Source organism: Caloramator sp. E03 (assembly GCF_006016075.1).
Lineage (GTDB): Bacteria > Bacillota > Clostridia > Clostridiales > Caloramatoraceae > Caloramator_B.
Map to the genome: position 1 here is coordinate 2,064,091 of NZ_CP040093.1, position 13,250 is coordinate 2,077,340.

General features: G+C 30.7%; 12 protein-coding genes. 9 read left to right on the plus strand and 3 right to left on the minus strand.

All coding sequences use genetic code 11. The features are described 5' to 3' along the window. Positions 1-76 precede the first annotated feature (76 nt). The 5 genes from FDN13_RS10080 to alsK are packed head-to-tail and all read left to right on the plus strand — an operon-like array spanning position 77 to position 4,789. Positions 77-1,606 (plus strand): sugar ABC transporter ATP-binding protein, encoded by a 1,530-nt coding sequence (locus tag FDN13_RS10080; RefSeq protein WP_138980090.1) that lies wholly within the window; start codon positions 77-79, stop codon positions 1,604-1,606. A gap of 12 nt (positions 1,607-1,618) precedes the next feature. Further along, positions 1,619-2,563: a D-allose ABC transporter permease gene (alsC, locus tag FDN13_RS10085; RefSeq protein WP_138980092.1), complete on the plus strand. Its 945-nt coding sequence runs from the start codon at positions 1,619-1,621 to the stop codon at positions 2,561-2,563. A 4-nt stretch (positions 2,564-2,567) separates the two neighbouring features. Beyond that, positions 2,568-3,269 (plus strand): D-allulose 6-phosphate 3-epimerase, encoded by a 702-nt coding sequence (gene alsE / locus FDN13_RS10090; RefSeq protein WP_138980094.1) that lies wholly within the window; start codon positions 2,568-2,570, stop codon positions 3,267-3,269. Between the two features lie 26 nt (positions 3,270-3,295). Next, complete coding sequence (locus FDN13_RS10095; RefSeq protein WP_138980096.1) at positions 3,296-3,865, plus strand: glucose-6-phosphate isomerase family protein; 570 nt, start codon at positions 3,296-3,298, stop codon at positions 3,863-3,865. 9 nt (positions 3,866-3,874) lie between these two features. Beyond that, positions 3,875-4,789 (plus strand): allose kinase, encoded by a 915-nt coding sequence (alsK, locus tag FDN13_RS10100; protein WP_138980098.1) that lies wholly within the window; start codon positions 3,875-3,877, stop codon positions 4,787-4,789. A gap of 333 nt (positions 4,790-5,122) precedes the next feature. On the opposite strand, the gene abc-f is transcribed toward alsK, so the two are convergent. After that, entirely contained in the window at positions 5,123-7,042 is a 1,920-nt protein-coding gene (abc-f, locus tag FDN13_RS10105) for a ribosomal protection-like ABC-F family protein (RefSeq protein ID WP_138980099.1), read from the minus strand. 203 nt (positions 7,043-7,245) lie between these two features. Here abc-f and FDN13_RS10110 point away from each other — a divergent pair, with 203 nt between their 5' ends. Then, positions 7,246-7,893: a redox-sensing transcriptional repressor Rex gene (locus FDN13_RS10110; RefSeq protein ID WP_138980100.1), complete on the plus strand. Its 648-nt coding sequence runs from the start codon at positions 7,246-7,248 to the stop codon at positions 7,891-7,893. Positions 7,894-7,930: 37 nt separating this feature from the next. Here FDN13_RS10110 and FDN13_RS10115 read toward each other — a convergent pair whose 3' ends face one another. Both FDN13_RS10115 and trxA read right to left on the minus strand, forming a co-directional pair. Further along, entirely contained in the window at positions 7,931-8,776 is an 846-nt protein-coding gene (locus FDN13_RS10115) for an NAD(P)/FAD-dependent oxidoreductase (RefSeq protein WP_138980102.1), read from the minus strand. Then, entirely contained in the window at positions 8,776-9,099 is a 324-nt protein-coding gene (trxA, locus tag FDN13_RS10120) for a thioredoxin (protein WP_138980104.1), read from the minus strand. The genes FDN13_RS10115 and trxA overlap by 1 nt, the downstream gene beginning before the upstream one ends. A 176-nt stretch (positions 9,100-9,275) precedes the next feature. Here trxA and FDN13_RS10125 point away from each other — a divergent pair, with 176 nt between their 5' ends. From FDN13_RS10125 to FDN13_RS10135, 3 genes are all read left to right on the plus strand, one after another. After that, positions 9,276-11,447 carry a glycosyl hydrolase family 18 protein gene (locus tag FDN13_RS10125; protein WP_138980106.1) on the plus strand — a complete coding sequence of 724 codons (2,172 nt, stop codon included), beginning with the start codon at positions 9,276-9,278 and terminating at the stop codon, positions 11,445-11,447. Between the two features lie 72 nt (positions 11,448-11,519). Then, complete coding sequence (locus FDN13_RS10130; protein WP_138980108.1) at positions 11,520-12,335, plus strand: Asp23/Gls24 family envelope stress response protein; 816 nt, start codon at positions 11,520-11,522, stop codon at positions 12,333-12,335. Between the two features lie 4 nt (positions 12,336-12,339). After that, on the plus strand, positions 12,340-13,218 hold the full coding sequence (locus tag FDN13_RS10135; protein WP_207670877.1) for a DNA-3-methyladenine glycosylase family protein: 879 nt from the start codon (positions 12,340-12,342) through the stop codon (positions 13,216-13,218). The last annotated feature ends 32 nt before the right edge of the window (positions 13,219-13,250 follow it).

A 13,250-nucleotide genomic window follows, 5' to 3' on the forward strand; every position in this document is an offset into this window, starting at 1 on the left:
TGATGTTGCATAATGTAGATAATGTCAAGGCCATGCTATTAAACCAGAAAACAATTAAATAAAAAGAGGTTATGATATGAAATATTTAGTAGAAATGAGAGGTATTACAAAAAAATTCCCAGGAGTAATTGCACTAGATAATATAAATTTTCAGCTTCTTCCAGGAGAGGTACATGTACTGCTTGGAGAAAATGGAGCAGGGAAATCAACGTTAATGAAGATATTAAGTGGGGTATATGAACCAACAGAAGGTACTATAATAATCGGTGAAAAAAAGTATACGAAATTGACACCAAAGGATTCAAAAGAAAATGGTATTGGAATAATATATCAGGAACTAAGCGTAATTAATGAATTATCAATAGAAGAAAATATATTTGTTGGGAAAATACCAACGACTAAAAAATTTGGCATACCTATTGTTGATTACAGATCAATGAGAAAACAGACTATTAATCTATTATCTAGAATTGGATTGAATAAAAATCCATCTACCCTTTTGAAAGAGTTGTCAATTTCTGAGAAGCAGCAGGTAGAGATAGCAAAAGCATTATCTTCAAATGCAAAAATACTTATAATGGACGAGCCAACATCTTCACTTACAATTGAGGAAACAAACAATTTATTTAAAATAATAAGACAACTAAAAGAAGAAGGAGTTGGGATAATATATATATCTCATAAGTTAAAAGAAATAAAAGAAATAGGTGATAGAGTTACAATATTGAAAGATGGTACTTATGTAAATACAAAGAATATTAAAGATACCAATGAGGAAGAACTTGTTACCATGATGGTAGGAAGAGAACTCAAATCAAAGTATCTAAATCCTAAACATAGTTATCACGGAACAGAGGAAATTATATTTGAAGTTAGAAATCTTACAAGGCAGGATAAAAAAGTAAAGAATATAAGCTTTAAACTTCATAGGGGAGAAATATTAGGCTTTGCAGGGTTGATTGGGTCTGGGAGAAGCGAACTAATGAATGCTATATTTAGGGCAGACAATATAGAATCTGGGGATATATATTTATTCGGTAAAAAGCTAAAATATAAAAATCCATACGAAGCAATAAAAAACAATATTGGGCTCATTACTGAAAACAGAAGGGAAACAGGCTTTTTTAATAACTTTAGTATTGCAGAAAATATATCTTTAATACCTTTTATTAAAGAATCAAAGGCAGGAGGCATTTTAGGACTTTTAGATAAAAATAAAGAAAAGAAGTATGCAGCAGAACAGAAAGAGTATTTAAAAATAAAGTGCACTTCTATAAGTCAAAATATAACTGAGCTTTCAGGTGGAAATCAACAGAAAGTTATTATAGGAAAATGGCTTGCTGCAAAATCCGATCTTATAATATTTGATGAACCAACTAAAGGAATCGATGTAGGAGCAAAAAGTGAAATATATGCGATAATGAGGGAGCTTGCAAACAATGGCAAAGGCATAATCATGGTATCCTCTGAGCTTCCTGAATTACTTTCTGTATGTGATAGAATTATTGTATTCAAGGATGGAGCAATTAGAGCAGTGTTTTCAAGTGATGAGGCAACTGAAGAAAAAATAATTTTTGCTGCTACATCAGAAAAAATTGAGAATTAGAGGGGAATAATAATGAATATGGATTTTAGACGTTTATGGGAAAAATATGGAACTTTAGGTATACTGCTTTTAATTATAATATTATTGGGTATACTTTCACCACATTATTTTTTAACAGGTAATAATCTAACTCAAGTTGTACTTCAAAGTTCAATTACAATATTATTAGCATGTGGAGAGTTTTTTGCGATACTAATAGCTGGGATTGACCTTTCGATAGGTTCAATTGTTGCTTTAACTGGAATGATAACCTCAAAAATGATGATGAGCGGTTTCCCTGTATTAGTTGCAATAATAATTGGAGGGATTTTATTTGGCGCACTATTAGGAGCAATCAATGGAAATCTTGTAAATATAACAGGACTTCACCCATTTATAATTACTTTAGGTACACAGGCAATCTACAGAGGATTGACCCTTATTATTTCAAATGCACGACCGGTATTTGGTTTCCCCAAAGGATTTATTAAGGGAATTGCGGGCTGGATATGGAAAATTCCAATTCCAGTAATTATAGCTCTTGTGGTTGCACTTATATTAACATTTATAACAAAAAAGACAAAACTAGGAAGAAATATTTATGCACTTGGCGGCAACAGCCAAGCAGCATGGTATTCAGGTATTAATATAAAGCTTCATACACTAATAGTATTTATTATATCGGGAATATGTGCAGGAACTGCTGGAGTTGTATTAACTGCAAGGCTAGGTGCAGCAGAACCTCTTGCAGGTATTGGATTTGAAACTTATGCGATTGCTTCTGCGATAATAGGAGGTACAAGCTTTTTTGGAGGAAAAGGAAATATATTCGGCGTAGTAATGGGAGGACTCATAATAGGAGTAATAAGTAATGGACTTAATATTCTTAATGTTCCTACATATTATCAGCAAATAGTTATGGGTTCATTAATAATTATCGCTGTTTCAATTGATAAAATATTCAGCAGAAGGAGGTAAAAATATGGACTGCAAATTTTCACCATCACTTATGTGTATGAATTTGCTTGAGCTTAAAAATCAAATAGATATATTGAATGAAAGAGCAGATTTTTACCATATTGATATTATGGATGGACATTATGTAAATAATATTACTTTATCACCCTATTTTATAAAACAAATAAGAAGTATTGCAAAACTTCCTATTGATGCACATCTTATGGTTGAGAAACCAGAGAGTATAATTAATGATGCTGCAAAGGCAGGAGCTGATTATATAACACCTCACGCTGAGACAATAGACAGGCAGGCATTTAGGATAATAAAAAAGATTAAAGATCTTGGATGCCGAGCAGGTATTGCATTAAATCCAGCAACTTCAATTGAAAGTATAAAATATTATCTTCATCTTCTTGATAAAATTACAATAATGACTGTAGATCCTGGATTTGCAGGTCAGCCTTTTATACCAGAAATGCTTAAAAAAATAGAACAGTTAAAAGAAATAAAGCAAAAAAATGGATATAAATATTTAATTGAAGTAGATGGAGCATGCAATTTTAAAACTTTCAGTGAGCTCTTTAAAGCAGGTGCTGAGGTATTCATTTTAGGTACATCAGGTTTATTTGGTTTAGATGATAATCTTGAAAAAGCATGGGATATTATGATTGATAATTTTAGTTATCAAATAAAAAATATTCAAAAAATAGAATCTGTTTCATAATAAATTGAAGTATATGGAGGAATAAGATGTATTTAAATAGTAAAGAGCCATTTTTTACAATGTTTGATAGAGAAAAATTAATTTTATCTAATTTCAGCGATTTTGAAGAAAGAAAAATATCAGATTTAAAGGGATATTTTTTGAATGAAGCCATCAGACAAAAAATGGAATATGATAACAATACAATTGTATACAAAGTATATAAACAGAATGTACCTCATGAAGAAGGAGAGCTTCTTCATTGTATAACAATAATTGAACCTGGAAATGTTGATGGAGAATTTTTTATGACAAAAGGACATTACCATGTAAATGAAAATTGTGCCGAGATATACTATGGACAATCAGGAATGGGACTGCTTATAATGCAGAATGGAAATAGGGTAGAAAAAATTGAGATGAATGCTGGTACGATTGCATATATACCTGCAGGATGGGGGCATAGAACAGTAAACATAAAAGAAAGTGAACCTTTTGTATTTTTTTCAATATGGCCTGCTCAATCGGGTTATAACTATCAAAAAAGCATTGATGAACCATTTAAATGCAGAGTTTTTAGGAAAAACAACGGATATGAATTAAAATATTTTATTTAAGGTGATAAGATGGAATATAAAGACTATGTTATAGGTATAGATATTGGGGGAACGAATATAAGGATTGGCATGGTAGATAAAGAAGGAGAACTTTATAATTTTATAATTCAAAGCAGTAGTTTTTTAAGTAATCCTAATACATCTGTATCAATGCTAAAAAAGTATATTAATGATTATATAAGTAAATATTCAATAGGAAAGCTTTTGGCAATTGCCATAGGATTTCCATCAACCATAAGCAAAGATAAAAAAATAGTTTATTCAACTCCTAATCTTACAGGCTTTAATAATATTAATATAGTAGATAATTTCGAAAATGATTTTAAAGTACCTGTTTTTATAGATAAGGATGTTAATTATCTTCTGAAATGGGATATTAGAAATAAAAAAATAAATGATAAAGAAATAATTATTGGATTTTATATAGGTACTGGTTATGGAAATGCAATTTGCATAAATGGTAATTTTTTATCAGGTAAAAATGGTGTTGCAGGTGAATTAGGGCATATTCCAGTACTCGGCGGTAAGGATATATGTGGATGTGGAAACGAAGGATGCATGGAGATATATGCGTCAGGAAAGAAATTGAGTCAAATAAAAGATAAGTATTTTCCTAAAACAGAAATATCTAATATATTTTTAGAACATGCTGATAGCAAATATATAAAAAAATTTATTGATAATATATCTATACCTGTTGCTACAGAGGTAAACATATTTGATCCTGATGTAATTATAGTAGGAGGAGGAGTTCTTCAAATGAAAGGATTTCCGTTCGATGAATTCGAAAGGTGTCTTTATAGGCATTTGAGAAAACCTTATCCTGCTGAAAACATAGAGATTTTATATTCAGAACAAAATCAAATTAGTGGTATTCTTGGTGCAGCATATTGTGCACATGAAAGTATAGGTAGCATTCTCTAGGAATGAAAATCATTTTTTGTAATTGAATTGATTTTGAATCCTTCTTGATAAGATAATAGAGCCTTTTAAATTATAACATTCTAATTATAACCATTTTCATAATATTTTATATATGATTTATATGAAATTAGTTAAAATATTTAATTAGAAATAGTATGAGCTTTAATTCAGAACCTTTAAGGTTCTGAATTGAAATTTTTACAATAAAGGAGGTTTTTGATTAATTTACACAAAATTATTTACAGTTTCGATTTTCTATTAAAGAAAATACTTTGGCTTTCTAATAAATGTTTAGGATTATTTATAACCTCAACATTTATTAAAAAGCCGTTTTTATTCCTCCACTTCTATAAGCAACTCTTCCCACCTTTGATAAAGCTCATCAAGAATCTTTTTTGTGTTTTCAAATTCCTTGTTAACTTTTATTGCCTTTTCTGGATCCTTGTATGTCTCTTCAAGGCACATTAAGCTTTGAAGTTCTTGAATTTTCAAATCTGTTTCCTCAATCATCTTTTCTATTTTTTTAAGTTCTTCTTTTTGTTGTTTCTTTTTTATTTGTAATTCTCTAAGCTTTCTTTTTTCTTCTCTTATTTCTGTTTTAGTCTTTCCTTCGATGTTTACTATTATTTCATCCTGATTTGAGTTTTTCTTTGAAATATAGTATTGGAAATTTCCAAGGTATTCAGTTATATTTCCATCTTCCATTTCAAGTATTTTGTTTATTACTTTATTTAAAAAGTATCTATCATGGGAAATAACAAATAGGGTTCCCTCGTATTCTAATAAAGCTTTTTCAAGGGCTTCCCTTGAGAGTATATCAAGATGGTTTGTAGGCTCATCTAATAGGAGAAAGTTAGCTTTAGATAGCATAAGTTTTAAAAGAGAAAGCCTGCATTTTTCTCCTCCAGATAGGCTTTCAACCTTCTTAAACACATCATTCCCTGTAAATAAAAATGCAGCAAGGTAGTTTCTTACCTGAGTTATAGTCAAGTTGGGGTAATCATCCCAAATTTCATCTATTATCATTTTGTCAGGTGATAAGTCTTTTTGTTCCTGATCATAATATCCTATATAAACATTTTTACCAAGCCTTATCATTCCATTATCGGGATTTAATTTTCCACAAATCATCTTGAATAAAGTTGTTTTTCCCCTGCCATTTTCCCCAACGAGTGCTGTTTTTTCTCCTCTTTTTATCATAAAAGATAGGTTGGTAAATAAAGTTTTATCATTAAAGGATTTTGAAAGGTCTTCAACAATAAGCACATCATTTCCACTTTTGTATTTAACATCGAATTTGATTTTAGCAGTTTTATCTTCAGTGAGTGGTTTTTCAAGCCTTTGTATTCTTTCTAAAGCCTTTTCCCTGCTTTCAGCCTGCTTTATACTTTTTTCTCTATTGAAAGATCTATATCTTTCTATAATCTCCTCAAGTCTTTTTATTTCTTTTTGCTGAAGAGAATATTCTTTCATGCTTTGCTCAAGTCGCTTTTCTCTTTCAGCAATAAAAAAGGAATAATTGCCATTGTATTCTTCTACAATCCCATTATTAAGCTCAAAAGTTTTATTAGTAATCTCATCAAGAAAATACCTGTCATGGGATATTATTAATACAGTTCCCTTATATTCCTTAAGAAAGTTTTCAAGGAACTGTATAGCGTCAAGGTCAAGATGATTAGTTGGCTCATCAAGAAGGAGTATGTCAGGATTAGATAGCAAAAGCTTAGATAATGCTACCCTTGTTTTTTGACCTCCAGAAAGGTTTGCTATTTTCTTTGAAAAATCTTCATTTGATATTCCAAGACCTATCAGCATACCTTTGGCAAAACTTTCACAACCATAGCCATTATTTCTTTCATATTCTTCCTGAAGGTGACCATATTCATTAAGTAATTTTTTATATTCGTTAGAGTTAAAGTTTTCTTTTGACATTAGTATTTCAAGTTCTCTTAACCTGTTTTCTATATTTTTTATATTTGAAAAAACGTTCATTGTTTCTTCAAAAACTGTAAGGTTTTCATCAAGGTCTAAATTTTGGGATAAATATCCAATTTTCTTGTTTTGACCTATAAAAATATCACCAGAGTCTGGTTTTAGTTCATTACAAATTATTTTAAACAGGGTAGTTTTACCTGCTCCGTTTGGTCCTACTAATCCAACCTTTTCATATTCATTTATTGCAAATGTAATATCTTTTAATATTACTTCTATACCATAGCTTTTTTGTATTTTATTTAAAGATAATGCAATCATATAAACACCCCAAATATATAGTAACAAAAATATTTTACTATAAAAAATTATCAATTGAATATATTTTATGAAATTTATTTTGATTGACACATAAATGTTTATATATTAACATATTTATATAAAATAATAAAGTAAATATTATGTAAATATTATTTAATATATTTTAATTATAAAATTAAAAATTTAGGAGTTGAATTTGTATCATGAACAAGAAAACTATGATTTCAATGGCTGTTATCAGGAGACTCCCTAAATATCTCAGGTATCTCGGAGAACTTTTAAATAATGACATAACAAGGATATCATCTAAGGAACTTTCAGAAAGGACGGGCTTTACAGCATCTCAAATTAGGCAGGATTTAAACTGTTTTGGAGATTTTGGACAGCAAGGCTATGGATATAACGTAAGGGAGCTTTATGATCAGATAAGCAAAATATTAGGACTAAACAGGAGTTATACTACAGTTATAATCGGAGCAGGAAATATAGGACAGGCTATTGCAAACTATACTAATTTCGAAAAGCTTGGATTTGTATTAAAGGGAATGTTTGATAAAAATCCAAAGCTAATTGGTATTAAAATAAGAGATCTTGAGGTTAGGGATGTTGAAGAGCTTCCAGATTTTCTCGAAAATAATAAAATTGATATTGGAATTATATGTGTTCCCAAAAAGCAGGCTCAAGGTATTGCGGATATTTTTGTTAAAAATGGAATTAAGGCAATATGGAATTTTGCTCCAACAGATTTAACTGTTCCAGATGATGTAATAGTTGAGAATGTACACTTAAGCGAAAGCCTATTGACTTTAAGCTATAGGCTAAATGAAGATAAACTTTTTAAAGATAAATAAACCTTATCTATAAGAAATAGGGCATGTATAACATGCCCTATTTTAGGTTATCTATATAGTCTGCTGCAGAAAGTGCTGCCACTTGCCCCTCACCTAAGGCTTTTGCTATCTGGTAGGGCTTTCCTGTAACATCCCCTGCTGCAAAAAGACCTTTTATATTAGTTTCCATATTTCTATTAACTTTAACATGAGCACCATCTACATCAAGTCCAGGAATTAATGTTTTTAATGGATAACTATCTTTAATCACAAAGAAGCCATCGGCTGAAATTTCATTGTTTTTTAGAATAAGTTTCTTTGCTGATAAATCACCTTCAAATCTTAAAGGCATATCCTTTACTATTTCTACGTTGTTATTAAAATTAAAATCATCGTTTATTGCTGGTACAAAATAAACTTTGTTACAAACTTCAGATAAGAATCTTGTTTCCTCAATTGATTCTTTATTATATCCAACAACTGCAACAGTTTTTCCTTTATAAAGGGGTGCATCGCAGGTGGCACAATAACTAACGCCGGAGCCTAAAAATTTGTCCTCTCCATCGATTGACTTTTTAAAATCAACTCCTACTGCAAGTATTACTGTTTTAGCTTCAAACATATCGGTTTCAGCTTGTATGGCAAAGTATTTATCCATAGTATAAACCATATTTACCATCTTTGATGAAAAGGTTATGTTAAGGGATGATAGATGGTCATTTAGCTTTGTAATAAGTTCGGGACCTTTTATTTCAACAAATCCTGGATAGTTATGGATTGAAGGGGACAGCATAACTTTTTTGCTGTCCCTTCCAAACATTAAAACAGACTTATTTCTTGCTATTGCGTTTATTGCAGCAGATATTCCAGCAGGACCTTTGCCTATTATTGCAACGTCATACATTATAAATCAAGTGCTCCTTTAATAGCATCTTCAATTTGGTTTTCTGGTCTAAAACCAACTATTTTTCCTAATGCTTTTCCATCTTTAAAAAGTATTAGGGTTGGAATACTTGAAATCCCGAACATATTAGCGCTATTTGGATTTTGATCAACATCCACCTTAACAACTTTAAGCTTACCATCAAATTTAGATGCGATATTATCAATTACAGGTGCAAGCATTCTGCATGGACCGCACCATGTAGCCCAGAAATCAACAAGTACAGGTTTGTCAGATTCTAAAACTTCTAATTTAAAATTTGCATCGTTTGCATGTACTACCATATTAATTACCTCCTATCAATACCCCTAAGGGGTAACTATATTATTATGATATTCATTATTTTTGGGTATGTCAATAGTTTTTGATATAATTTATTTGTCAAAAAATATTGAGTGGAACAAAATTAAAATATAAAGTGTCATAATTATACAAGAATAATTTATAAAGAGGTGATTGCGTGTCGAAGAAAAAAATAAAGGTAACATTGTTTTTTATTATGTTTATGTTTATTTTTGCACAGTTTGAAGCATACTATGCAGCAACTTCAAACAATAATTCTTTTATACCCTATAAAGCTATAATTACAGCAACAAGTCTTACTATAAGGCAAACACCTTCAACAACAGGTAAAGTAGTAGGATATTATAAAAAAGGAACTGTTGTTGATGTAATAGGTCAGTCAGGAAGCTTTTTAAAGACATCAAAAGGGTATATAGCCTCAGCCTACACTAAAAAATACACATCAGGGGTTTTAAGTAGTTCAACCACTGTATCAAGGGGGACAAGCTTTACACCTTATAAGGTAATTATAACATCAAGTTATCTTAATATAAGACAAGGACCTTCAACAAGCTATAAAATTGTAGGAAAATATTATAAAAATAATATTGTTGATGTAATAGGTCAGTCGGGAAGCTTTTTAAAGACATCAAAAGGATATATAGCTTCAGCCTACACTAAAAAATACGTAAGCTCAACATCTACTCAAACAAGCCAAGTAAATAATCCGCCTTTATATAGGGCAAAGGTTATAGCAAGTATTCTTTCAATTAGGCAGCAGCCTTCAGCATCTTCAAAGGAAGTTGGGACTTATTACAGAGGAGATGTTGTTGATATATTTGGCAGGGAAGGAGACTTTCTAAAAACAAGCAAGGGATATATTTACGAAGCATATACTCAAAGAATACAGGAAACTTCAAGAGGCGATTCAAGCCAGTCTGATAATATAGGTAAATATATAATGGTAAATGAAGATACCCAGCTTCTTTTAAGTACAAGCGGGGTTCATGATGAAAGATATGCTGTTAAAGGTAAAATATTTAAAATTGTTGATGAAGAAAATGGGTATTTTAAAATTAAAATGGGTGCCATATATGGCTATATAAGCCCAAGTAATGTAACAATTCTTAATTATCAGCCTAAAGATAAAGTGACGTTAGGATGGAATTACATAAGTGCAAAATCATCAAATTCTGTTTATTATAATGATAGCAGCGATTATATTAACATCAATTCTGCAACTCTTGGACTTGATATAATATCTCCAACGTGGTTTTATATGACAGGAGATTATAATAACCCTTCATCAATAAAGGTTGCAGAAAAGGCTGATAGGGAATATGTTATAAGGGCACATAGAAATGGATATGAAGTGCATGGCCTTTTTTCTGAGTTTAGTGCAAATAGGGCTTATGCGATGTTTACTAATTCACAGATTCGCCAAAATGTAATTGATAATGTAGTAAAATATGCACTTATCTATAACCTTGATGGTATAAATATTGATTTTGAGGCCCTTGGAGTAAAAAATAAGGCTTATTTTACAGCCTTTGTAAAGGATTTATCTGAAAGGCTTCACAAGGCAGGTCTTACTGTTTCGGTAGATGTTACAAAGATTACAACTGACAGCAATATATATTCAGGAGGATATGACAGGCTTGAACTTTCAAAGTATGTTGATTATGTTATACTTATGGCCTATGATGAACATTATTCAGGCTCAAAGCAAGCTGGTTCTGTAGGTTCATATCCTTGGGTTGATGCTTCAGTGAAGCAACTCTTAAATATTGGTATACCATCAAATAAGCTAATTTTAGGAATACCTTTTTATGCAAGAGAATATACTTTATCTGTAAGCCAGGCTTCTCAATTTGTAATTTTTAACACTGATCAAAGTGGTATTTATAGCCAACCAACATTAAGTGATGATTATAAACTTGAAAATGCTACTGAAAGTGGAAGCTATAAATACATTTCTAAAGCAGATGGATGGTATACGGTAGAATATAATGGAGGACAAGCCTTTATACCTGAAAATGATGCTTCCCTTGTACAGATAGGAAATAATAGTGAGACTGTTATTGATTCAAGAGCACTTAAGATGCAGGCAGTAAGTGATAATAAAGTAAAATATAATGGAAGAGTATATTTTGATAATAATGCAAAACAAAATGTACTTGAATATTATGATTCTAATGGAAATAAACGTTTAACGTGGATAGAAGATGCCACCTCAGTATCCTGGAGAATGGATATAGTAAATCAATATAATCTTAAAGGATGTGCAGCTTGGCAGATAGGTCTTGAAACAAGAGATATTTGGGATATTATTAAACAAAAGCTGAAGTAACATGCTTCAGCTTTTGCTATTTTATAAATAATTGATATAATTAGCTTAAATATATCTCTTGGAGGAATTTTTATGGATATATATGCATTTATAGGTAGGAGTGGAACTGGCAAAAGTTATAAGGCACAATATGTAGCGGGATGTTATGATATAGAGTATATTATTGACGATGGATTGTTAATTAAAGGTAATAAGGTAATCGCTGGAGTATCGGCAAAAAAGGAGAGTACCAGGATTGCTGCTGTAAAAAGGGCTGTTTTTAAAGATGCAGAGCATAGAGAAAAGATAAAAGAAGCAATAAGAGAGCATGCTATTGATAAGCTTCTCATAATTGGTACTTCAGAGCACATGATAAAGAGTATAATAGATGCTCTTGAACTTGATAGGGATTATAAGATAATAAGGATTGAAGATGTTTCTGAGCCTGAAGAAATAGAAGAAGCTACAAAATCAAGAAGAGTAAAAGGAAAGCACGTTATTCCAGTACCTACCTTTGAAATTAAAAAGGATTTTTCAGGTTATTTTCTTGATTCAATAAAAATGCTAACAAATAAAAGTAACAAGGAGCATGATTTGGAAAAAACAGTTGTAAGGCCAACCTTTAGCTACCTTGGGAAATATAATATAACTAACGGTGCACTAAAAACTATAATATTTGAGTCTGCAAAGGAAAATGATAGGGTTGCAAGAGTTTTATTCATAGATATTGAAAATAAACCAAACGGTATAATAATAAATCTATCATTATCTCTTTACCTTAAGGAGCCTTTAAATATTACTGCTAAAAATATTATGGAAAGAGTTAAAGATAACGTTGAATATATGACAGGAATAAATATAATAAGCGTTAATATACTTATAAAATCAATAAAGATAGATCAGGAGTGATTATATGGAAAAAGAAACCTTTGATAAAGGTATAGTTTTTAAAAATATTGAGGATTTTGATTTAAAGCACACCTTTGACTGTGGCCAGTGTTTTAGATGGATTGAAAATAATGATGGCAGTTTTACTGGGGTTGCATTTAAAAAGGCAGTTAGAATATATAAAAAGGATAAAGATATATATATTGAAGGGGCAGAATATAATGATGCTGAATTTTGGAAAAGATATCTTGATTTAAATAGGGATTATAAAGCAATAAAAGATGAGCTCTCAAAGGACGAAGTTATGGAAAAGGCAATAAAATACGGATGGGGAATTAGGATTTTAAATCAGGATATGTTTGAAACAGTTATATCATTTATAATATCAGCAAATAATAGAATACCTATGATTAAAAGAACTATTGAGAATATATGTAGAGAATATGGGGATGTGATAGAGCTTAGTGGTAAAAAATATTATACTTTTCCAAGCCCAAAGGAGCTTGCAAAGGCAAATATAAAGGATCTTGAAAATTTAGGCTGTGGCTTTAGAGCAAAGTACATAGTAGATACTACAAAGGATATATTAAATGGTGCCTGTGATTTAGATAGTATAAGAAAATTAGATACTGATGATGCTCAAAGGGAGCTTATGAAACTAAAAGGAATAGGTCCTAAGGTTGCAGATTGTATACTTTTGTTTTCCATGGGAAAACATGACGCTTTTCCAGTTGATGTATGGGTTAAAAGGGTAATGCAGTATTTTTATCTTGCTCCAGATGTTAGCCTTAAAAAGATAAGAGATTTTGCAAGAAAAAAGTTTGGGAATTATGCTGGGTTTGCACAAGAGTATCTTTTTTATTACGCAAGGGAATTTATGGGAAGAGAAGGACTTTCAAAATAACATGAATAAATTTTCATTAAATAGAAAATATT